At 72.0% G+C, this 20,710-nt stretch carries 19 protein-coding genes; 7 read left to right on the top strand and 12 right to left on the bottom strand.

The features are described 5' to 3' along the window. Positions 1-58 precede the first annotated feature (58 nt). Together nifJ and ADL15_RS45540 are read right to left on the bottom strand one after the other, a co-directional pair. The gene (nifJ, locus tag ADL15_RS45545; protein ID WP_067706012.1) at positions 59-3,598 is read right to left on the bottom strand and encodes a pyruvate:ferredoxin (flavodoxin) oxidoreductase; all 3,540 of its coding nucleotides are present in this window, start codon (positions 3,596-3,598) and stop codon (positions 59-61) included. Beyond that, positions 3,595-5,211: an NAD(P)-binding protein gene (locus tag ADL15_RS45540; protein WP_232344958.1), complete on the bottom strand. Its 1,617-nt coding sequence runs from the start codon at positions 5,209-5,211 to the stop codon at positions 3,595-3,597. The genes nifJ and ADL15_RS45540 overlap by 4 nt, the downstream gene beginning before the upstream one ends. 271 nt (positions 5,212-5,482) lie before the next feature. Between ADL15_RS45540 and ADL15_RS45535 the strand changes: the two genes are divergently transcribed. Continuing rightward, positions 5,483-6,223 (top strand): SDR family NAD(P)-dependent oxidoreductase, encoded by a 741-nt coding sequence (locus ADL15_RS45535; protein ID WP_067706008.1) that lies wholly within the window; start codon positions 5,483-5,485, stop codon positions 6,221-6,223. 19 nt (positions 6,224-6,242) lie between these two features. Here ADL15_RS45535 and ADL15_RS45530 read toward each other — a convergent pair whose 3' ends face one another. After that, positions 6,243-7,001, bottom strand: a complete 759-nt coding sequence (locus tag ADL15_RS45530; RefSeq protein WP_067706006.1) for a 2,3-bisphosphoglycerate-dependent phosphoglycerate mutase — start codon at positions 6,999-7,001, stop codon at positions 6,243-6,245. 256 nt (positions 7,002-7,257) lie between these two features. Between ADL15_RS45530 and ADL15_RS45525 the strand changes: the two genes are divergently transcribed. Further along, positions 7,258-7,470: a DUF1918 domain-containing protein gene (locus ADL15_RS45525; RefSeq protein WP_067706005.1), complete on the top strand. Its 213-nt coding sequence runs from the start codon at positions 7,258-7,260 to the stop codon at positions 7,468-7,470. A 31-nt stretch (positions 7,471-7,501) separates the two neighbouring features. On the opposite strand, the gene ADL15_RS45520 is transcribed toward ADL15_RS45525, so the two are convergent. From ADL15_RS45520 to ADL15_RS45510, 3 genes are all read right to left on the bottom strand, one after another. Then, on the bottom strand, positions 7,502-7,699 hold the full coding sequence (locus tag ADL15_RS45520; protein ID WP_067706004.1) for a hypothetical protein: 198 nt from the start codon (positions 7,697-7,699) through the stop codon (positions 7,502-7,504). Between the two features lie 47 nt (positions 7,700-7,746). Further along, a complete protein-coding gene (locus ADL15_RS45515) occupies positions 7,747-8,583 on the bottom strand; it encodes a universal stress protein (protein ID WP_067706002.1) in 837 nt (278 codons plus the stop codon). A gap of 83 nt (positions 8,584-8,666) precedes the next feature. Continuing rightward, positions 8,667-9,569, bottom strand: coding sequence for a class I fructose-bisphosphate aldolase (locus ADL15_RS45510; RefSeq protein ID WP_067706001.1), 903 nt, complete (start codon positions 9,567-9,569; stop codon positions 8,667-8,669). A 189-nt stretch (positions 9,570-9,758) separates the two neighbouring features. Here ADL15_RS45510 and ADL15_RS45505 point away from each other — a divergent pair, with 189 nt between their 5' ends. Next, positions 9,759-10,826 (top strand): DUF2855 family protein, encoded by a 1,068-nt coding sequence (locus tag ADL15_RS45505; protein WP_067706000.1) that lies wholly within the window; start codon positions 9,759-9,761, stop codon positions 10,824-10,826. A gap of 103 nt (positions 10,827-10,929) precedes the next feature. Here ADL15_RS45505 and ADL15_RS45500 read toward each other — a convergent pair whose 3' ends face one another. Continuing rightward, positions 10,930-11,841 (bottom strand): SDR family oxidoreductase, encoded by a 912-nt coding sequence (locus tag ADL15_RS45500; protein WP_067705999.1) that lies wholly within the window; start codon positions 11,839-11,841, stop codon positions 10,930-10,932. Positions 11,842-11,936: 95 nt separating this feature from the next. On the opposite strand from ADL15_RS45500, the gene ADL15_RS45495 reads away from it, so the two are divergent. After that, on the top strand, positions 11,937-12,650 hold the full coding sequence (locus ADL15_RS45495; protein ID WP_198171292.1) for a TetR/AcrR family transcriptional regulator: 714 nt from the start codon (positions 11,937-11,939) through the stop codon (positions 12,648-12,650). Here the strand turns inward: ADL15_RS45495 and ADL15_RS52305 are convergent. Together ADL15_RS52305 and ADL15_RS45485 are read right to left on the bottom strand one after the other, a co-directional pair. Further along, positions 12,647-14,827 (bottom strand): HelD family protein, encoded by a 2,181-nt coding sequence (locus ADL15_RS52305; RefSeq protein WP_232344956.1) that lies wholly within the window; start codon positions 14,825-14,827, stop codon positions 12,647-12,649. The two genes, ADL15_RS45495 and ADL15_RS52305, sit on opposite strands and share 4 nt — an antisense overlap. A 580-nt stretch (positions 14,828-15,407) precedes the next feature. Beyond that, a complete protein-coding gene (locus tag ADL15_RS45485; protein ID WP_067705997.1) occupies positions 15,408-15,740 on the bottom strand; it encodes a hypothetical protein in 333 nt (110 codons plus the stop codon). A 186-nt stretch (positions 15,741-15,926) separates the two neighbouring features. Between ADL15_RS45485 and ADL15_RS45480 the strand changes: the two genes are divergently transcribed. Then, positions 15,927-16,805 (top strand): hypothetical protein, encoded by an 879-nt coding sequence (locus ADL15_RS45480; protein ID WP_232344955.1) that lies wholly within the window; start codon positions 15,927-15,929, stop codon positions 16,803-16,805. Positions 16,806-16,948: 143 nt separating this feature from the next. Here the strand turns inward: ADL15_RS45480 and ADL15_RS45475 are convergent, their stop codons facing one another. Both ADL15_RS45475 and ADL15_RS45470 read right to left on the bottom strand, forming a co-directional pair. Next, the gene (locus ADL15_RS45475; protein ID WP_067705993.1) at positions 16,949-17,485 is read right to left on the bottom strand and encodes a hypothetical protein; all 537 of its coding nucleotides are present in this window, start codon (positions 17,483-17,485) and stop codon (positions 16,949-16,951) included. Positions 17,486-17,567: 82 nt separating this feature from the next. After that, positions 17,568-18,068 (bottom strand): MarR family winged helix-turn-helix transcriptional regulator, encoded by a 501-nt coding sequence (locus ADL15_RS45470; protein WP_067705987.1) that lies wholly within the window; start codon positions 18,066-18,068, stop codon positions 17,568-17,570. 39 nt (positions 18,069-18,107) lie between these two features. On the opposite strand from ADL15_RS45470, the gene ADL15_RS45465 reads away from it, so the two are divergent. Both ADL15_RS45465 and ADL15_RS45460 read left to right on the top strand, forming a co-directional pair. Further along, positions 18,108-19,106 carry an EamA family transporter gene (locus ADL15_RS45465; RefSeq protein WP_067705986.1) on the top strand — a complete coding sequence of 333 codons (999 nt, stop codon included), beginning with the start codon at positions 18,108-18,110 and terminating at the stop codon, positions 19,104-19,106. A gap of 219 nt (positions 19,107-19,325) precedes the next feature. Beyond that, on the top strand, positions 19,326-20,012 hold the full coding sequence (locus ADL15_RS45460; protein WP_232344954.1) for a GTP pyrophosphokinase: 687 nt from the start codon (positions 19,326-19,328) through the stop codon (positions 20,010-20,012). A 238-nt stretch (positions 20,013-20,250) separates the two neighbouring features. Here the strand turns inward: ADL15_RS45460 and ADL15_RS56180 are convergent. Further along, a partial coding sequence (locus tag ADL15_RS56180; RefSeq protein WP_232344953.1) for a Fic family protein occupies positions 20,251-20,710 on the bottom strand: 460 nt, incomplete at its 5' end.

Below are 20,710 nucleotides of genomic sequence, written 5' to 3'. Positions count from 1 at the left end.
GCCTGGTCGTGGGCCTATCGTCCGATCCGGTCCAGCCACCGCCCGGCACCCGGACCGGTCAGCGACGGGCGTCCGCGGGGAAGCGGTCCGGGCCGTGTGCCGCCATCTCCTCGTACACTTGCCAGCGTTGGTCGACCGCCGCCTGGGCGAGCCCGGCGAGCCGCTCGGCCTCGGCCGGGTCGGTGTCGCGCAGTTGCCGGAACCGCAGCTCCCGTTCGGTGAACCGGGCCAGCGGCAGCCGGGGCCGCGGCGAGTCGAGCAGGAACGGGTTGGCGTCGGCGGCGCGCAGCAGCGGGTCGTAGCGGATCAGCGGCCAGTAGCCGGTAGCCACCGCGAGGTGCTGCTGGTCCAGGCCGTCGCGCAGGTCGATGCCGTGGGCGACACAGTGGGCGTACGCGATCACCAGCGACGGCCCGTCGTAGGCTTCGGCCTCGCGCAGCGCCTGCAGGGTCTGCTGCGGGTCGGCGCCCATCGCGACTCGGGCCACGTAGACGTTGCCGTACGCGATGGCCTGCAGCGCCAGGTCTTTCTTCGGGGTGGTCTTGCCGCCGGCGGCGAACCGGGCCACCGCGGACAGCGGGGTCGCCTTGGACATCTGGCCACCGGTGTTGGAGTACACCTCGGTGTCGAGCACCAGCACGTTGACGTCGCGGCCACCGGCCAGCACGTGGTCGAGCCCGGCCGCTCCGATGTCGTATGCCCAGCCGTCACCGCCGACGATCCACACGCTGCGGCGGACCAGGTGGTCCAGCACGCTGCGCAGGTCGGCGACGGCCGGGTCGCGGACCGGCAGACCGGCCAGCCGGCGGTCCAGCTCGGCCAGCCGCTCGCGCTGCGCGGCGAACTCGGACTCGCGGCGCTGCGGCGCGGACACCACCGCGTCGACAAGCTCCGGGCCGAGCCGGTCGCGCAGGTCCCGCAGCCGGTCCTCGGCGAGCCGGCGGTGCAGGTCGGCGGCGAGCCGGAAACCGAGCCCGAACTCGGCGTCGTCCTCGAACAGGGAGTTCGACCAGGCCGGGCCGCGCCCCTGGGCGTTGCTGGTCCACGGGGTGGTGGGCAGGTTGCCGCCGTAGATGGAGGAGCAGCCGGTGGCGTTGGCGACCATCAGCCGGTCCCCGAACAGCTGGGAGAGCACCTTGAGGTACGGGGTCTCCCCGCAGCCGGTGCAGGCGAGCGAGAACTCGAACAACGGCTGGAGGAACTGGGCGCCCCGGACGGTGCCGAAATCGACCCGCGACCGGTCGGCGTACGGCAGGGTCTCGAAGAAGCCGATCGCGGCGCGCCCGGACTCCAGCTGCGGTGCGCGCGGCGCCAGGTTGATCGCCTTCCGGTCCGGGGTCCCGATCGGGCAGGCCTGCACACAGAGCCCGCAGCCGGTGCAGTCCTCCAGGTAGACCTGCAGGGTGAACTCGGTGTCCGGCAGGCCGCGGGCGTTCAGCGGCGCGTGCGGGAAGCCGTCCGGCGCCCCGGCCAGCTCCTTCAGGTCGAGCAGCTTGGACCGGATGACGCTGTGCGGGCACACGAACGCGCAGGTGCCGCACTGGATGCAGGTCTGCGGGTCCCAGGTGGCGACCAAGTCGGCGAGGTTGCGCTTCTCATAGGCGGTGGTGCCACCGGGATAGGTGCCGTCGACCGGCAACGCGCTGACCGGCAGCTGATCGCCGTGCCCGGCCAGCATCGCCGCGGTGACCTCACGGACGAAGGGTGGCGCGGTGACCGGGACCGCTTGCGGTGGTTGCCGGGTGGCGGTCGCCTGCTCCGGTACGACGATCCGGCGCAACCCGGCGATCGCGGCGTCCACGGCAGCGTGGTTGCGGGCGACGACCTCCGGACCGCGTTTCGCGTACGTCCTGGTGATCGCGGCCTTGACCCGGGTGAGCGCCTCGTCCCGGGGCAGCACCCCGGAGATGGCGAAGTAGCAGGTCTGCAGCACGGTGTTGCTCCGCCCGGGCAGCCCGGCCGTGGCGGCCACCGCGTCGGCGTCGATCGCGTACAGCGCCAGGCCCTTGGCGATGATCTGTTCCTGCACCGGGCGGGACAGTGTCGCCCACACGTCCGCGGCGGCGCTGTTGAGCAGCAGGGTGGCACCGGACGCGGCCCGGTCCAGCACGTCCACCCGGTCCAGCAGGGCGGCGTGGTGGCATCCGACGAACCCGGCCTGGGTGATCAGATACGGCGCGTGGATCGGGGCCGGCCCGAACCGCAGGTGGGAGACGGTGAGACCGCCGGACTTCTTGGAGTCGTAGACGAAGTAGCCCTGGGCGTGGGTGCCCGGCCGGTCAGCGAGAATCTTGATGGTGTTCTTGTTGGCGCCGACCGTGCCGTCCGAGGCGATCCCGAAGAACACCGCCCGATCGGTCTCCGGCGGTTCGATGTCCCGTTCGGTCCAGGGCAGGCTGGTCCCGGAGACGTCGTCGACGATGCCGACGGTGAAACGCGGCCGGGGGCGGTCCGCCGCCAGCTCGGCGAAGACACCGGCGACCATGCCGGGGGTGAACTCCTTGGAGCCGAGACCGTACCGGCCGCCGATCACGGCCGGCATCGAGTGGCCGGTGGCGGCCAGCGCCGCCACCACGTCCAGGTGCAGCGGCTCACCGGCGGAACCTGGCTCCTTGGTGCGATCGAGCACGGCCACCCGGGTGACCGTGGCCGGCATCGCCTCGACCAGGGCGTCGGCCGGGAACGGCCGGAACAGCCGCACCTGGACCACGCCGACCCGCTCGCCGCGCCCGGTCAGGTACGTGACCGTCTCTCGCGCCGTCTCGGCCCCCGAGCCCATCAGCACGACGACCCGTTCGGCGTCCGGGGCGCCGTGGTACTCGACCGTGCGGTACCGGCGCCCGGTGCGCGCGGCCAGCTGGTCCATGGCGGACTGCACCGCGTCCGGCACCCGGGCGTGGTACGGGTTGACCGTCTCGCGACTCTGGAAGTACACGTCCGGGTTCTGCGCCGTACCCCGGATCACCGGCCGCTCCGGCGACAGCGACCGGGCCCGGTGCGCCCGGATCAGCTCCTCCGGGATCAGCGCGCGCAGGTCGTCGTCGTCCAGCGCGTCGATGGTGGCGAGCTCGTGCGAGGTGCGGAACCCGTCGAAGAAGTGCACGAACGGCACCCGGGTGCGCAGCGACGCCGCCTGGGCCACCAGGGCGAGGTCGTGAGCCTCCTGCACCGAGGCGGCGGCGAGCATGGCGAAGCCGGTGGCCCGGACTGCCATCACGTCGGAGTGGTCGCCGAAGATGGACAGTCCCTGGGTGGCCAGCGACCGGGCGGCGACGTGCAGCACCGCCGGCGTCAGCTCACCGGCGATCTTGTACATGTTCGGGATCATCAGCAGCAGGCCCTGCGACGCGGTGAACGTCGTGGTCAGCGCGCCGCTCTGCAACGCGCCGTGCAGGGCGCCGGCCGCGCCACCCTCGCTCTGCATCTCGACCACGACCGGCACCGAACCCCAGACGTTGCGACGACCGGCGACCGACCACTGGTCGGCCAGCTCTGCCATCGGGGAGGACGGGGTGATCGGGTAGATGCAGCAGATCTCGTTCAACCGGTACGCGACCGACGCTGCGGCCTCGTTGCCGTCCACGATCGTACGAGTCATCGCGGGTCCTCCGGAATCAGCTCGATCGCGTGCACCGGACACTGCGCGAAGCACGTGCCGCAGCCGGTGCAGCGGTCGTAGTCGAAGCGATAGCGGTTGCCCGGCCCGAGCTTGATCACCGCGTCCTCCGGGCAGGCGCCCAGGCAGCCGTCGCACTCGAAGCAGTTGCCGCAGGACAGGCAACGGCCGGCCTCGAACCGGGCGGCCCGCTCGTCCAGCCCGGCGACCACCTCGGTGAAGTCGGCGACCCGGGCCGCGGGATCGCGTTCCGGTTGGACGCGGCGGTGCGCGTCACCGAAGTACCACGGGTGCAGCAGGCCGAAGTCCGCGACCGGGTGCTTGGCGGGCGCGGGCGCGGCGGTCGCGTTCAGATAGGCGTGGATGTGCCGGGCGGCCTTGCGGCCGTGCCCGACCCCGACGGTGACCGTGCGCTCGGCGGGCACCATGTCACCGCCGGCGAAGACGCCCGGGCAACCGGTCATGAACGCCGGCGACACCAGCACCGTGCCGTCCGGCCCGAATTCGACACCCGGCACGCCGTGCAAGAACGCGGTGTCGGCGCGCTGCCCGAGCGCGAGGACCACGGTGTCGGCGGCCAGGGTCTCGGTGCGCCCGGTAGGCGTCGGCCGGCCGGCCGGGTCCAACTCCATCACCTCGACGGTCAGCTCCGGCCCGTCGAACGCCTGGATGGTCCGCAGCCAGTTGATCTTCACGCCCTCGCGTTCGGCCTCGTCCGCCTCCTCGGCGTGCGCGGGCATCTGCTCCCGGGTCCGCCGGTAGACGATCAGCGCCTCCTCGGCGCCGAGCCGCTTGACGACCCGGGCCGCGTCCATGGCGGTGTTGCCGCCGCCGTAGACCGCCACCCGCCGGCCGATCACCGGGCGCTCGCCGGAGGCGACCCGGCGCAGCAGGCCGACCGCGTCGACGATGCGCCCGGCCTCGCGGGCCGGGATGTCGATGCGCCGGGACAGGTGCGCCCCGACGGCCACGAAGACGGCGTCGAACCGGCCCGCCCGGCGTTCCGCCGCCAGATCGTGCACCGGGTGCCCGGTCTCGATCACCACACCGAGGGCGGTGATCCGGGCGATCTCGGCCGCCAGGACGTCGCGGGGCAGCCGGTAGGCGGGAATGCCGTACCGCATCATCCCGCCGGGCTGGTCACCCGCGTCGTAGATCTCCACGTGATGACCGAGCCGGGCGAGCTGGTAGGCGGCGGAGAGCCCGGACGGCCCGGCCCCGACGACCAGGACCCGCCGTCCGGTGGGCGCTGGCGGTGGCGCGAACGCCCAGCCCCGGTCCAGGGCCAGGTCGCCGAGGAAGCGCTCGACGCCGTGGATGGAGACCGCGCTGTCCAGCTGGGTGCGGTTGCACACCGACTCGCACGGGTGATAGCAGACCCGGCCGTGCACCGCCGGCAGCGGATTGTCGGCGGTCAGCACCCGCCAGGCCGGTTCGTACTCGCCCGCCTGCGCGTGCGCGAGCCAGGCCTGGATGTTCTCCCCTGCGGGGCAACCGGCGTTGCACGGCGGCAGCAGGTCGCGATAGACCGGCCGGCGATCCCGGACCGGGCCCACCCGCGCCCGGTCGTGCACCAGGTCGGGCAGGGGCGTCATGTCATGCCCTATCCGATTCATGTCCGGCTCCCTCCGGCCGTGTCCCCCTCCATGGCACGCACGCCCGGCGGGCCCGGCCCAGAGGGAAAGGTCCGGCCGCCCCGGGCCGGATGACCCGCACCCGCCACCGCGGTCCGCCCCGGGCGCCGGCCCGGCAGCACCGGGGACGAGCGGCCAGTGCCGAGTGGCCCGGTGCGGTGGGACCCAAGGCCGTATCGGTGCCCCTGTCGCGGGATGACAGTCGTGGGGAGACCGATCTGAGGAGGCTGAGATGGAACAGGACCTCGCCGGCAAGGTCGCCATCGTGACCGGCGGCGGCTCGGGGATAGGTGAGGCGACCGCGGTGCTGCTGGCGCGGCGCGGCGCCCGGGTGGTGGTCGCCGACTGGGACGTGGAGGCCGCTGAGCGGGTGGCCAAGCAGGTCGGCGACGGCCTGTCCTTCGCCGTGGACGTCTCGGATCCGCCGGGATGCGCCGCGATGGTGCAGGCCGCCCTGGCGGCGTACGGCCGGCTCGACATCGCGGTCAACAACGCCGGTATCGGTGGTCCGCAGGCGCCCACCGGCGAGTATCCGCTCGACGGCTGGGACCGGGTCATCGGCGTGAACCTGAGCGGTGTCTTCTACAGCATGCGCGCCGAGATCCCGGCCATGCTGGCCTCCGGCGGCGGGGCCGTCGTCAACATGGCCTCCATCCTGGGCTCGGTCGGTTTCGGCATGGCGGTCGCCTACGTGGCCGCCAAACACGGGGTGGTCGGGATGACCAAGTCCGCGGCGATCGAGTACGCCCAGCAGGGCATCCGGATCAACAGTGTCGGACCCGGGTTCATCGACACGCCGTTGCTCGCCGCCGCCGATCCCGACGTGATCGCCGGGGTCAGCGCGCTGCACCCGATCGGCCGGCTGGGCCGCTCCGAGGAGGTCGCCGAGCTCGTCGCGTTCCTGGTCTCGGACCGGGCGTCGAACATCACCGGGTCGTACTTCCTGACCGATGGCGGCTACACCGCGCGATGACCGGCCGGGGCGCCCGGTGTCAGCGGCTGCCGCGGGCCGGGCCGATCCGTACCGGGTCCCCGGCCCCGACGGGATCGAGATACCGCCCACCCGGCTCCGGCACCGGGGCGCCGTGCCGGTCGAGCCGGTACCGCATCGGCACCGCGGTCGGGATGTCCAGGCGTTCCACGTCGGCCGGGCTCATCCCCTCGAGGTGCATCACGAACGCCCGCAGACTGTTGCCGTGCCCGACCACCAGCGGTGTGCCGCCGGACCGCAGCTGCGGGAACAGCACGTCGGTCCAGTACGGCAGGGTCCGTCGCCAGACGTCGGCGAGGCTCTCGGTGCGCGGCCGTGCCTCGGGCGGCAGGCCCGCGTACCGGGCGTCGGCGTACATCACCGCGGCCACGTCCTCGTCCATCGCGGGCGGTGCGACCGCGAACGATCGCCGCCAGGCACGGCAGAGCGCGTCGCCGGCCTCCGCGGCGACCACGCGCTTGTCCCGTCCGGTCAGGGCGCCGTAGTGCCGTTCGTTGAGACGCCAGGACCGTCGTACCGGTATCCACTCGCGGCCCAGCACGCCCGTCACGATCTCCGCGGTGGTGATCGATCTCCGCAGCAGCGAGGTGTGCACGCCGGTCGGTCGCACGCCGAGGCGGAGCAACGCCGCCGCGGCGCCGTGGGCCTGTGCCACGCCGAGATCGCTCAGCGGAGCGTCGTCCCAGCCGGTGAAGACGTCGGCCGCGTTGCTCACGCTCTGGCCGTGCCGCAGGAGCAGCAACGCCCCGCCCTCACCCATCCTGGTCCTCCGGCCCTCTCCCGGTCACCCCGCGGACGGCCCGGCCGATCGCGACGAGCCGGTCCGGCCGGGCGCCGTTCCACCATCGGGCACGCCGGGCCGGTCCGGCAGGGCCGAAGGTCCCGAGCGCCGGCCCGCGGCGCCGGCCCGCCCGGTTGTGGGACCTTCGACCCTGGGACGGATGCCGACGGGCGGGACATCCTGGATCCGAGCCAGGACATCGAGGAGACGGGGTGTCTCCGGAGGGGAGAACACGATGAAGGCTCAGATCGGCGACCGCATCATCGTCGAAGGAGTCCACCTGGGCGACTCGCGGCGGATCGGGATCGTCACCGCCCTCACCCATGACGACGGCCGCCCGCCGTACCAGGTCCGCTGGTTGAACGACGGTCATACCAGCGTGTTCTTCCCCGGTGTCGAGGCGCGGGTCGAGCCGGCCGGTGGCGGTGAGCCGACGCCGGCCGGCTGACCGCCGCCGGGCCCGGTCAGCCGGGCGGTGGTCAACTCCCGAGCAGCCGCAGCAGGTCGTGGACGACGAAGGCGGGCCAGACCAGGGACTTGAGGACGCCGAGCACGCCGTTGCCGAAGCTCTCGGCCGTCCCGAAGTAGTAGACCAGGGCCCCGATCAGCCCGAGCCCGTAGATCGCCCCACCACCGCCGGCACCGGGCCCGTAGCGGCGGGACTTGTTCTCGTTCATCGTGTGCCTCCTTTCCTCGGTGTCGCCGGAGCGAAAGCCGTCATCGGTCAGGTCCCGGCGCCGCCGAGCACCGAGCGCGCGGTGTGGTCCCGGCCGGCCGGCGGCCCGGTCCGGCGGCGGACGACGACGATCGGTCCCCGTCCGTGGTGGAGCAGCGTCTGCGTGACCGATCCGAGCAACCCGTGGTAAGGCAGGTCGCCCCGGGCGCCCACGATGATCAGTGACGCGTCCTGCGACTCCTGGCGCAGCACCGCCGTGGGGTCGCCGCGCAGGATCCGGAACTCGGCGGCGACGCCGTGCCCGGCGGCCCGCGAGGCGATCACCTCGTCGAGCGGCCGCACCGGGTCCGCGGCCTCGCCCACGTGCACGACGAGCAGGCCGGTGTGCCGGCGGGCGGCCTCGTCGAACGCGAGGCCGAGCACGCTGTCCGGCACGGCGGATCCGTTCACCCCGAGCAGGACCGGGCCGGGTGGCGGCGGCGCCGCCCGGGTCACCAGCACGGTGCCGAAGGCGCGGGCCGCGAGCTGTACCGCCGTCGCGTCCCGGGGCAGGCAGACGTGGTCGTTCAGATCACCGTCGCCGACGACGGTCAGCGCGGCCCGGCGGGACAGGCGCAGCAGCCCGGTCAGCGGGTCGCCTTCGAGCAGTTCGGTGGTGACGCGCAGCTGCGGCGCGACCCGGCCGGCGATGGCTCGCGCCTGCCGGAGCAGGTCACCGCCGGTTCCCGGGTGGGCCGGGAGGTCCGGGACCCAGCTGAAGGCGTGCACCAGGCGCAGCGGATGGCCACCGGCGGCGGCTTCCCGGGCCGCCGCTTCGACGGCGCGCCGGCTGGCCGGTGATCCGCTCACCCCGGCGACGACCGGTGTGACGGGTGAGGCGTTCACGTGGTCACCTCCTGAACATCGCGTGCCGGTCCGCCCGCTCGGCGACGCTGAGCCGTCGGGCGCGCGCCGTGCAGGGTCGCCGGTCAGACCTTCGGCGTGGTGGGGTACTTCGCCAGGATCTGGCGCAGCTGTTCGACCAGGCGCAGCGATGCGCCGTGCTCGCGCTGCCACACGTTGCGGCCGAAGATGAGTCCGGTCGCGCCGGCCGCCATCGACTCCTCGGCCTTCTCCAGCATGGCCTCGTCGCCCGCGCGGCTGCCACCGGAGACCAGCACCAGGGTGCGGTTGGCGGCGCGGACCACAGCGTCCATGGCCTGCTGCGCGGTGAACGCCGTGTGGTACGGGTCCGGGACGTCCTGCTGTTTCTCCGGGTGCGGGAAGTTGACCTTGACGACGTCGGCGCCGAGCTCGCTGGCCACCCGGGCCGCGTAGTGCACGGCGTAGAACGAGTCCTTGCCGCCCTTCTGCTCGATCGCCGCACCCCGCGGGTAGGCCCAGACGACCAGCGGCATGCCGAACCGTTGCGCGTCGCGCCGCACCTCGTGCAGCTGGCCGTAGTCGGGCACCTGGGCCGGGGATCCGACGTAGAGGGTGTAGCCCACCGCGTCGGCGCCCAGCCGTACCGCGTCCTCGACCGAGGCGTGCAACGGTGACAGGGCATCGCGGTCCGACGGGATGTCGGTCTTGCCGTTGAGCTTGAGAATCAACGGCACCTCACCGGCGTAGTCCCAGTAGAACTTCTCGGCCAGGCCGATCTGGACGGCGATCCCGTTGAACCCGCCCTCCAGGGCCAGCTTGATGATGTAGCGGGGGTCGGCGGCGGCCGGATCCGGGAAGAAGTCCCGCGGCCCGTGCTCCAGGCCCTGGTCGTAGGGCAGGAACAGGGCCGTGCCGTTGCCCAGCCCGTGCTGGTGGAGGATGCGGTGCAGCCGGGCCCGTTTGCCCGCGCTCAGCCCGCACTGCGAAAGCCGTGGTCGCGTGGTCATCGCGAACTCCCCTCTCTCACCTTCCACCATCGAGCTAGCCGGGCGTCGCGGTCAGGGCCGATCGTCCTTTCGGCCAGCACCGATGTCCCGTCGGCCGGCGCCGTTGCACCGTTGCCGGACGAACTATCGGTGAGATTTTGCACTCTCAGTGCACTTGTCTGGTCCGGGCAGGGAATTTAGCGTCTCTGCATGGCTGATACGTGGACGTTCGCCGTCGCCCGGGACGATCTCGCTCGAACCATCCTCGTCGATGGCGCGACGCCGGTGCTCGCCGACGGGGAAGCGCTGCTGCGGGTCGACCGGGTCGGGCTCACCGCCAACAACGTCACCTACGCGGTGCTCGGCGAGGCGATGCGGTACTGGGAGTTCTTCCCGGGCTGGCCGCGCGGGCTCGGAGCGGAGTGGGGGCTGCCGCCGCTGTGGGGCTTCGCCGAGGTGATCGCGTCCACGGTGGCCGGTGTCGAGGCGGGCCAGCGGGTGTACGGCTACCTGCCGCCGGCCGGTCACCTGGTGGTCCGGCCGGAGCGGGTGGACGCCACCGGGTTCCGGGACGCCAGCGCGCACCGGGCCACGCTGCCGTCGCCGTACAACGCGTACCGGTCGACGGTGGGGGACCCGGCGTACCGGGCCGATCAGGAGGACCTGCTGGTGCTGTTCCGGCCGCTGTTCTTCACCTCGTTCATGCTCGCCGACCAGGTGGCCGATAACGATTACTACGGCGCGGAGAGTTTGGTGCTCTCGTCGGCGTCGAGCAAGACCGCGTACGCCGCCGCGTTCGAGCTGCACGGGCGCGGCCCGCGGCTGATCGGGCTCACCTCGCCCGGCAACGTGGACTTCACCAAGACGTTGGGCTGCTATGACGACGTGCTGTCGTACGGTGACATCGGTTCTCTGGCGGTCGTGCCCACCGCCTATCTGGACCTGTCCGGCGCACCGGACAACCGTGCCGCGCTGCGGCAGCACCTCGGGGATCGGCTGGTCCGCGACGTGGCGGTCGGCCTGACCAACCAGATCCCGAACGCGGACTCCGCCGGTGAGGTGTTCTTCGCGCCGGTGCAGATGCGCAAGCGGCGCGAGGACTGGGGCCGGGACGGCCTGGACCAGCGGTTCGCTGAGGCGTGGCAGCGGTTCGCGGCGGTGGTGGGGGAGTGGCTGGACGTGCGGGCCGGCGCCGGACCGGCCGATCTGCGGCAGGCGTGGCTGGACGTGCTGGGCGGCCGGACCCCGCCGCGCGAGGGCCGCATCGTCCAATTCTGATCGCCTTTTCCCGGCGGCCTTTCCCACGGACTCTTCCCCGGCCGGTTTTCCTGCGGCCGGCCTCTTCCCTGGCTGCCTCTTGCTGTCGGCCGGGCGCCGGTTTTCAGGCGGTGATCGGCATGGTGACACCGGTCAGGCGCTCCGATTCGGCCCACAGCCGGGCGCGGACTGCCGTGTCGCGGGCGCGGCTGGTGACGGCCGCCTTCGCGGACGGGCCGACCAGGTTCCAGCGCGGGCCGTAATAGCCGCCCGGCGTCGCGTCCGGGCTGGTCGCCGCGAACAGCAGCGGCTCGGTGCCGCGCTCGGCCGACTGGGACGGGATCAGCTTCGTGGCGATCCGCATCACCGGGCCGAGCCGCCCGCCGAGGGTCGGGCCCGAGGTCAGCAGGTTGGTGCGGGCATAACCCGGGTGCGCGCCGGTGGACCGCAGCGCCCAGCCCTGCTCGGCCGCGATGTCGCTCAGCTGGAGCGTGAACATCAGGTCGGCCAGCTTCGACTGGGCGTAGGCGCCGGTCGGGTTGTAGGACCGGGTCGACTGCAGGTCGTCGAAGGTGATCCGGCCCCGGGTGGCGACCCCGCTGCTCATCGTGGCGACCCGGGCGGCCGGCGCGGCGAGCAGCAGCGGCAGCACCCGCCCGGTCAGCGCGAACGGGCCGAGGTAGTTGCTGGCCAGCTGCAGCTCGAAGCCGTCGACCGTCTCGATCCGGTGCGGCGGCATCATCACGCCGGCGTTGTTCACCAGCAGGTCGATCGGCCGGCCGTCGGCGATCAGGCCGTCGGCGAACTCGCGCACTGAGGACAGATCGGCCAGGTCGACACGGCGGACCCGCAGGTCGGCCCGGGAGTGCGCGGCGAGGATCTCGGCGCGGGCCCGCTCGCCCTTCTCCGGCGCGCGGACCGCGAGGATCACGTCGGCGCCGGCCGCGGCCAGCGCCTGCGCGGCGACCCGGCCGGTGCCGCTGTTCGCGCCGGTCACCACGGCGAGCTTTCCTCGCATGCTGGGCACCTGGTACATGACATCTCCTTAAAGACCGCCGGTCTGTTGCTCGGCAACGCTAACAGACCGGCGGTTCTTTACGCAAGAGACTGGTGGTCTGTAGGATGCAGGGCGTGGATTTCAAGCGCGCGCACACGGAGGAGCAGCGCAGCGAGCGGCGGCGGCAGATCCTGGACGCCACGGCCGTGATGCTGACCGAGATGCCGGTCGCGAAACTCAGCCTCAACGAGCTGAGCCGCCGGGTCGGGCTGGCCAAATCGAACGTGTTGCGGTATTTCGAGTCGCGCGAGGCGATCCTGCTCGAGCTGCTCGACGCGGAGTCGCGGGAGTGGCTCGCGGAGTTGGACCAGGTCCTTCCGCCTGTCGCCGCTGCCTCCGGCATCGCGGGTTTTGGCAGCCCTCGCGAGCGCGGCGACCGGCTCGCCGCCGTGATCGCCGAGACCGTCTCTCGCCGCCCGGTGCTGTGCGACCTGTGGAGTGCGCAGGCCACGGTGCTGGAGCACAACGTGTCCGCGGCGGTCGCCCTGGAATACAAGCGGGCCACCGGGCGCGCGCTCGTGCTCCAGGTCGGCCTGATCCGGCGCTGCGTGCCGGAGCTCGGCCCGCACGACGCCACCCGCCTGGTGGCCACCATCGTGCTGACCATCGCGGCGGCCTGGCCGGCCTGCCAGCCCTCCGAGGCGCTGCGGGCCGCCTACGCCGCGGACCCGGAGGTGGCCGCCATGCAGGTGGACTTCACCGACCTGCTGCGCCAGACGATCGCGGTCAGCGTCTCCGGCCTCCTGGTCCGCGGCGAGAACCTGCCGTTCGGCCCCCTTCGTTCTTAAGGGGCCAGCGCGAGCTGCCCCAGCTCCTGGGTGCAGCGGGTCAACGCCACGTAGAGGCCGTTCCAGCCACGCGGCTCCGCCGCAATCCCCTGCGGGTCGACGACCAGGGTGGCATCCCACTCCAGGCCCTTGGCCTGGGTCGCGGTCAACACCGGTACGTCCGGCAGCGCCACCCGCAACGCACCCACCCTGCTCACCGGAGCGACCACCCCGACCGTCCCGCCGGCCCACCGCTGCCGGAGCGCCGCCACGGATTGCTCCGCGTTCTCGAGGAGCGTCTGCGGGGTGACCGTCAGCTCCCACGGCTCGATGCCCGCCGAGCGGACCGCCCGCGGGGGAGTGTTGTGGCTGCCGGCCCGTTCCAGAACCGGGCCGGTCAGCGCCATCACCTCGCGCGGCGTGCGATAGCAGATGGTCAGCTCGGCGGCGGTCCACCGCTCACCGAGGGTCGCCTGCACCGCCTGCGCCCAGCTGGTGTGCCGGTGCGACGCCTCGGCCTGGTCGATGTCACCGACCGCGGTGATCGACCGGGTCGGGCAGCGCCGCAGCACCATCTGCCACTGCATCTCGGACAGCTCCTGCGCCTCGTCGACGACGACGTGCCCATAGACCCAGCCGCGCTGCCGCCGGGCGTGCTCCGCCACCGACCCACCCGGCGGCGGGGTCTCCGGGCCGGACTCGCCCAGCAGATCGGCGAGCGCGTCGAGCAGCGGAATGTCCCCAGCCGCCCACGGCCGAGGCTCGCCGGTCCCCCGCGGGTCATCGGCGTCCGCCGCCTGGCCGGCCGCTTCCGTCGAGGTGCCGGCGGCGGCTCGCGGCGCCGGCCCTTTGTCTGCCACGACCAGCGCCTGGTCGGCCACCACCTGCGCCTCGTCCGCCGCGACCGGCGCCCGGTCGGCCACCACCTGGGCGATTTCCTCGGGGGACAGCTCCGGTGCGAACCGCCTCAGCGCGGCCGGGTCGCTCAGCAACTCCCGCAGCGCGGCCGCGGGCTCCCGGGTCGGCCACCAGAACTCGACGAACCGGGCGATCGCCGCATCCTCCGCGATCCGTTCCCGCAGCTCCTCGATCTCCTCCTCGGAGAGCAGCCCGTCCACGTCACTGGCGCTGGCCCCGACGTGCCCGCCCGGCAAACCCCGGTCGACCCGCGCCAGGATGTCCTCGAAACCCTCCTCCATCGCCGCGAGCATCGCTTCGCGCTGCTCGGCGACCGCCTCCGCGAGAACCAGATGTAGTTGTTCGGCGAAGACCGCACGAGCCCGATGGTACGAACGCCCCTGCGTCGCCGACGCCACGATCTGGGTGACCACGGCCCCGCCGATCACGTAGTCCTCACCCGCCCAGCGCAGCCGCAGATGCCGGGCGCGCGGCACCATCGCCCCCACGTACCGATCAAAAACGGCCTGCCACAGCGCCCGCCCCTTGATCTCGGACACCGCGCGGTCCTCCTCGCGCCCCACCACGACCCCGGGAACCAGCGTGTCGCAGGTCGCCGACACCACGGCCGTCTCACCGAGCGCCGGCAACACCTGCCCGATGTATTCCAGGAACCGCGCCGACGGCCCGAGCACCAGCACCGCCTGCTCGGCCATCTGCCGGTGGGTGACGAGCAGATACGCCACCCGGTGCAGCGCCACCACGGTCTTGCCGGTGCCCGGACCGCCCTGCACGATCAGCGGCCCGGTCGCCTCGGCCCGCACGATGTCGTCCTGCTCGCGCTGCAGCGTGGCGATCGCGGTCGACATCCGCCCGGTCCGCCGCTCGTCCAGCGCCGCGAGCAGCGCACCCTCCCCGACCAGCCCGGTGTCTCCGGCGCCGTCCAGCGGTTCGTCGTTCACCCCGGTGACCACCGCCCCGGCGGTACGCACGTGCCGGCGCCGCGCCTGCCCCTGCGGATCGATCGCCGTCGCGGTGTAGAACGGCCGTGCCGCCGGCGCCCGCCAGTCCAGCAACAGCGGATCGGCGGTCTCGTCCTCGTCGCGCAGCCCCACCCGGCCCACGTGCCGGACGGTCCCGTCCAGCGCGTCGAGCCGCCCGAACACCAGCCCGTCCCGCGCCCGCACCAGCTCCTCGTGCTGGCGCCGCAGCATCCGCTGCCGGGCCACGCCCAACTCGTCCGCGACGGCAGCCTCGAGCTCGTCCCGCAGGTGCTCGGTCAGCCGATCCCGCCGTGCCACGGCCCGATCGAGAAATCGCTGCTCCTCCGCGATCGCATCAGTTTCCGCGTCAGTCAGAGAACCCGGGAGCATAAGAAAAGTCCCCTATCGGAGTAAGTCGCTTCGGTAGCCGGAACAATAAAGCGACCCTCCGCCCGGCTGCCACCCGGACAAGCAAAAACACCCGGTTAAGCGATAGACCTCTCACGAGCTTGCCTTTACCGGAACCGTGCTGTCTACGTCGCCGAATTTCCCTATTGACTATTCCGCGAAAACCTGGCCTCGCTATCCAATGGTCCCTCCGGGAAATGGCATCCCGCCGAGCCCGTCGGCATGCCACCCGTCGCTACCAGTGCCCAGACGCCCGGTCCGCGCGGCGCACGCCACGACCGTCACCGGCCCACGGGCGCTGGGGGGGCAGCGGTCGGCTGCCAGGCGGGGTGGTCGGCGGGTCGCGGTCCTGGGCGCCTGCCGCGACCGCACTCGGACGCGGCCTCCACAACGGCCGGCAGAACCAGCCCCGCCTCTTTGACCGACCGGCCAGGGGCACACGTAGATCAGGGGATCCTGCGCCTGCTGGTTGTGCAGTCAGCAGCCCGGATCAGGCGTCTCGGCTCTGGTCTGCGTATTCCTCGAGGAGATCAACCAGGCGATGCGTCAAGCTGAGCTGCAGTTCCTGCGGCAGGTCATGGAGATCTCGATCGCCCCGGGCAGCCACAAGCGGCTCCGCCGACGCAATGATCATGCTCCAGTGGCGAGGGGAATACCGGCCCAGGACGCGCTCAGCCACGTGATCGTGGAATCCGCGCAGGGGCCTGCCATCGAGTGCGCTGTTGTAGCCCTCGACGAAACCGACCACGGTCAGGAAGCGATCGTCGAAGACGTACATCCGGCGTCGGTGGCGCAGGTGAAAACACAGCTCACGCAGGTCCATCGGGCACCGTCTCCCCTCGACGCGAGTGCGGACCCACCCGCGCCCCGGCCGGCCGATCATAGGGCAACGGTGAAACTCGCCCTGGGGGTAGAGCTACGTATACCGCAGGGGGTAGGGCAACCCCACCCGACGGTGCTATCTCCAGCACCATCGCGCTCCAAGCGGTCCCTTCTCTACCGTCGCACCATGCGATTTCCACCGATCACGGCAACGGGTTCCGACCGCCGAAATATTCGACTGCATTCGACATCAGTGATCGGGTTGCTGCTGACGGCCGGCGCAGCTCTGGTGACGGCATTCGTGCTCGCCCCCGCAGCCCTCCTGGAGCCGACCTTCGGGGCTTACAACAATGACGCGACACGGCAGGACGCCCTCGGGCGTGCTCTGGCCGACTATTGGCGAAGCGGAACCGCCGCGTTCCCCGCCGACCTGACGACGCTGGTCGACTACTGGTTCCAATGGCATGCCATCAAAGTGGTGATCAGCACGGCGTCGGTCGTTGTGTTCGCCCTGCTCGCCACCGCGCTGTGGCGGCGATACCTGCGATTCCGGCCCTGGCTCGCGGTGGCTGCCACGGCCGCAACGGTGTCGACGGTTCTCGCCACCGGAGTGCTGGTGCTGAACATCCAGGCCACGGCCGTCCCGCTGGTCGCCTTGCTGCCGCTGCTACCCGGTCGGACCACCGACGGGCAATTAGCGCAGACGGTGAGTGAAATGCGCGAGGCGCTGGCGGCACCGGCAAGCCCGCACGCCGGCTCTCCCGCGTTGACGGCACTGCTCGGCGAGGTCGAGCGATACCACTGGGTCACGGTGGCGGTTGCCGCCACGCTGATGGTGGCGGCCGCCCTGGCGAGCGCCCATGTCTGGAAGCGGCGTGTCGGCGGCGACCTGAGCGCCCGCGTCAAATTCATGCACAGCACCCTCGGTGTCATCACGGCCCTGACCGCATGTCTGCTGCTGCTCATGGCAGTGGCCAGTGCACTCTCGGCGCTGGACCCCGCCACCTGGCTGCTCGGCGTCATCGGTGCGGGACCGACGGCCACCGCCGGGTCCGTGCCGTCCTGATCTGCCTGCGAGGCTGAGCGCCACCCCCCGATCAGGAGTCGCCATAAGTTCCCGAGCAGGGCGCCGGGGCGGCGTGGAGTGTGAAGGTGCGCAGCGCTCCACGCCCGAACCGGCGCCCCGCCGCGCCGACAGCAAGAACAGCTTCAGAACGCCACCACCGCACTGACCAGCGAATAGACGCCGCCCGCCACCAGCGGAACCCCGGTGCCCACCCCGACAACCGCACTGGGCAGCAGCCCCCGCCGCCGAGCCACCGGAATCGCCACCACCGAAGCCGCCGTGACCAGCACCGCCACCACATGGATCACCGGGTAGTGCAGGATCGCCGCCACCGGGAACAGATGCACCCCCACCACGAACGCGATCCACACCGGGATCCACGCCGCCCGCCGCCGCACCCCGAGCACGGCCGCCCCGATCCCGGCCACCGCGAACTCCACCCCGACCACGATCCCGAACACCCGCCCGGTATCCGGATCGAAAACGGTCCCGTCCGACCAGTGCAGGACCGCCACCACCACTCCGGCCGCGCAGGTCAGCCCAGCGAGCACCAGCCCACCGATCAACCACCGCCGCCAGGACACCGGGGGCCCCTCCAACGCCCAGCCGAACCAGTTCATCGTGAAGAAACCGAAGATCGCCGCAGTCATCGCCGCGTCCCGGAGGTATTCCGCGTGCATGTCCGCCCCCGTCGCTCAAGGACCTGAAGTATGCACAAAGGACGCCCGGCCCAGCGGCCCCGAAGCGACGGGGCCGGCGAGCTCAGGGGGACTCGAAACCGGCCAGCCAGGTCGCCAGGATCGCCTCCAGCCGTTCCGCGTCGTCCGGCGCCAGCATGTCGAGCAGTCGCCGTTCGTTGCGCATGTGCTCGGCGAACGCCCGGTCGATCAGGTCACGCCCGGCCTCGGTCAGCGCGACCACCCGCGACCGCCCGTCACCCGAGCTGCGCCGCCTGGTGACCAGCCCGTCCCGCTCCAGCCGGTCGATGCGCTTGGTCATCGCCCCGGTGGTGACCATGGTGTGCGTGGCGAGTTCACCGGGCGCGCGTTCGAACGGTGCACCGGCCCGGCGCAGGGCGGCGAGCACGTCGAACTCGCCCTCGCCGAGCCCATACCGCCGGTAGACCAGGCGCAACTCCTCGGTGAGGTGCCCGGCCAGGCGGTGCAGGCGGCCGATGACGCCCTGTGGTCGTACGTCAAGGTCTGGCCTTTCTCGGGCCCAGGCCTGCTGAATCCGGGCGACGTGATCGGACGTCTCACTCATCTTGCCAATATAGCTTCCTTGGAAGCTATATTGTCTTCCATGGAAGCTACCTTGCGGTGGCCGTTGATCACCGCGTTCGCCCCGATCGCGTTCGGTACGACCTACTTCGTCACCCACCGCTACCTCCCCGCCGACTACCCGCTCTACGGCGCCGCGATCCGCGCGCTCCCGGCCGGCCTGCTGCTCCTGCTGGTCCGCCGACGTTTGCCCTCCGGCGAATGGTGGTGGCGTTCGCTGGTGCTGGGCAGCCTGAACATGGGCGCGTTCTTCGCGCTGATCTACCTGGCCGCACAGCTGCTCCCGACCAGCGTGGCCTCGACGATCATGGCGACGTCGCCGGTCGGGCTGATGCTGATGGCCTGGGCGGCGCTCTCCGAACAGCCCCGGGCCGCGCACCTGGCCGGCGCCGGGATCGGGGTCGGCGGCGTGTGTCTGATGTTGTTCACCGGCCCGGTCGCCGTCGACGCCCGCGGCGTGCTCGCCTCGGTCGCCGCGATGACCATGTCGTCGCTCGGCTACGTCCTGGCGAAGAAGTGGAGCGCCGGCCTCGACGTGTTCTCGCTGACCTCGTGGCAGCTGATCGCGGGCGGGCTGATCCTGCTCCCGGCCGCGGTGCTGGTCGAGGGCGTGCCGCCGGTCCTGGACGCGCGGGAGACGGTGGCGTTCGCCTATGTCACGGTGGTGGCGACCGCGGTGGCCTTCGCGGCCTGGTTCACCGGCCTGCGTCACCTCAGCGCCGGCACGGTCGGCCTGATCGGCCTGCTCAACCCGGTGACCGGCGTCCTGCTCGGCACGGCCGTCTCCGGCGAGACCCTCGGCGCCCGCCAGGTCTGCGGCCTGGCCCTGGTCCTGGCCGGCGTCCTGCTGGGCCAGCGTCGAGCGGACAAGAAACCGGCCCAGCGCCGACGCGCCACAGGTCACGGGCGAAGAATTGACGATCAAAGGCATTCCTCGGGTACGCCGGGGAGCCGCCCCCCGTCCCCGGATCCGACCGGTGACCACCCGCGGGTGCCGACGCTCCGTCACCCATCAGGGTGAATGCCGCCCGGTCACCGGCGCCGACCCCGCCCGCGTCAGGTCCGGTCACCCCGCCCGTTGCGCCCTCACCCCGACCGCCGCGACGCTGGTCCCGCCGGAGGTGGGGTGAGAACGGCTGACCTTTTCGTCCGGGTCGAGCGGCAGTCGGCTACCGTGCGGTGCGGAAATGCCGATTGTCCGGTGGAGGAAGTCACCGGACGCGCCGAGGAGTAGTTGATCGTGACGACCGAGCAGTCCGGGCTGGGGGAACTCGCTCGGCGTACGCCCGACGACAACGTCACCGGGCCGTTCGGTGCATACGGGTTCGCCGACGTGAACAAGTTCCTGATGGTGTACAAATTCGGTCTGGCGGAGATCGGCACGAAGATCAATATTCTGGCCGAGGAGCTGGCGCACCGCGGCCGCGGCAACCCGATCGAGCACGTCAGCCCGCGCCTGAAGACCCCGGCCAGCATCACCGCGAAGGCGCGCCGGATCGAGTGCCCGCTCACCTTCGACGACATGCGCGCCCGGATCCGCGACATCGCCGGGATCCGGATCGTCTGCGGTTTCGTCCCGGACGTCTACACGGTCGCCCGGATGCTGACCCGCCAGCCCGACGTGCACCTGGTCGTGACGAAGGACTACATCGCCCAGCCCAAGCCGAACGGCTACCGCAGCCTGCACCTGATCGTCGAGATCCCGGTCTTCCTCTCCGACCAGGTCGTCGCGGTCCCGGTCGAGGTCCAGCTGCGCACCGTGGCGATGGACTTCTGGGCCAGCCTCGAACACAAGATCTACTACAAGCACGACGCGGACGTCCCGGCGGCCCTGCGCGCCGAGTTGGCCGCCGCCGCGGAGGACGCCGCCCGCCTCGACGAACGTATGCAACGCCTGCACCACGAGATCCACGGCCCCCGCCAGTGACCCCAGCCCCAGGCCGGCTGTCCACTTCCGGTCACCCCTTCTTCGGTACGACTACCGAGCGCCCCGCCGCAGGCTAGAAGCCAGGTTCCCTGGTGGCCCCGCGCGCGACTGCGGCCCACTCCAGGCCGCAGCGCGCCCCCAGGTCCCGGCTGGGCCCCAGGGGTGCCTCCGCGCTGCGGAGGCACCCCTGAGCGCCAGCCAAAACCCATCCCGCGTCGAGCGGTTCACGCGGATGGTGTCAACGGCGGGTCTGTCTGATGAGCACGGCGATGAAGCCGGCCAGGCCTTCGGCGCTGCGGGGCTCAGCAGCCGGCCAGCGGGTCATCAGCAGTGGGGCGGCGCGGTCCAGCACCACGTCCTCGCGGGCCAGGACGAAGTACAGCGCGAGCGCCGCCGACCGCGCGTTGCCGTCGACGAACGGGTGGAAGTGCAGCACGTCGAGGTAGACCCGCGCGGCCCGGGACGGCCGGGTCGGTGGCCTCGGCGAGACGCCTCGAACACCGCTCCATCCCACGATCAGCGCGCCGTCGGCCGGCCGGCCGTCTGGCTGCTCCAGCCGCAGGCCCAGGAGCCGTAGTGCTCGACGAGGGCGACGGTCGTCGGATACCTCCGTGGATACTCCGGCCTTCAGGCCGGAGAGGAAACGGATTCCCTGCGAAGCAGGGCAGGGGCAGCCGGTTCGCCGCCAGGGCGAATCC

It is taken from the genome of Actinoplanes awajinensis subsp. mycoplanecinus (assembly GCF_001509495.1).
Classification (GTDB): Bacteria; Actinomycetota; Actinomycetes; order Mycobacteriales; family Micromonosporaceae; genus Actinoplanes; species Actinoplanes palleronii.
The sequence above is the reverse complement of the archived record's forward strand: the minus strand, read 5'-3'. Positions and strand labels throughout refer to the sequence as shown.

Bases quoted from the DNA above. Each gene is read 5' to 3' on its own strand.
- ADL15_RS45500 (WP_067705999.1), bottom strand. From the start codon at position 11,841: ATGTACCAGGTGCCCAGCATGCGAGGAAAGCTCGCCGTGGTGACCGGC.
- ADL15_RS45475 (WP_067705993.1), bottom strand. From the start codon at position 17,485: ATGCACGCGGAATACCTCCGGGACGCGGCGATGACTGCGGCGATCTTC.
- ADL15_RS45540 (WP_232344958.1), bottom strand. From the start codon at position 5,211: ATGACGCCCCTGCCCGACCTGGTGCACGACCGGGCGCGGGTGGGCCCG.
- ADL15_RS45510 (WP_067706001.1), bottom strand. From the start codon at position 9,569: ATGACCACGCGACCACGGCTTTCGCAGTGCGGGCTGAGCGCGGGCAAA.
- nifJ (WP_067706012.1), bottom strand. From the start codon at position 3,598: ATGACTCGTACGATCGTGGACGGCAACGAGGCCGCAGCGTCGGTCGCG.
- ADL15_RS45535 (WP_067706008.1), top strand. From the start codon at position 5,483: ATGGAACAGGACCTCGCCGGCAAGGTCGCCATCGTGACCGGCGGCGGC.
- ADL15_RS45505 (WP_067706000.1), top strand. From the start codon at position 9,759: ATGGCTGATACGTGGACGTTCGCCGTCGCCCGGGACGATCTCGCTCGA.
- ADL15_RS45480 (WP_232344955.1), top strand. From the start codon at position 15,927: ATGCGATTTCCACCGATCACGGCAACGGGTTCCGACCGCCGAAATATT.
- ADL15_RS45485 (WP_067705997.1), bottom strand. From the start codon at position 15,740: ATGGACCTGCGTGAGCTGTGTTTTCACCTGCGCCACCGACGCCGGATG.
- ADL15_RS45520 (WP_067706004.1), bottom strand. From the start codon at position 7,699: ATGAACGAGAACAAGTCCCGCCGCTACGGGCCCGGTGCCGGCGGTGGT.
- ADL15_RS45525 (WP_067706005.1), top strand. From the start codon at position 7,258: ATGAAGGCTCAGATCGGCGACCGCATCATCGTCGAAGGAGTCCACCTG.
- ADL15_RS45465 (WP_067705986.1), top strand. From the start codon at position 18,108: ATGGAAGCTACCTTGCGGTGGCCGTTGATCACCGCGTTCGCCCCGATC.
- ADL15_RS45470 (WP_067705987.1), bottom strand. From the start codon at position 18,068: ATGAGTGAGACGTCCGATCACGTCGCCCGGATTCAGCAGGCCTGGGCC.
- ADL15_RS45530 (WP_067706006.1), bottom strand. From the start codon at position 7,001: ATGGGTGAGGGCGGGGCGTTGCTGCTCCTGCGGCACGGCCAGAGCGTG.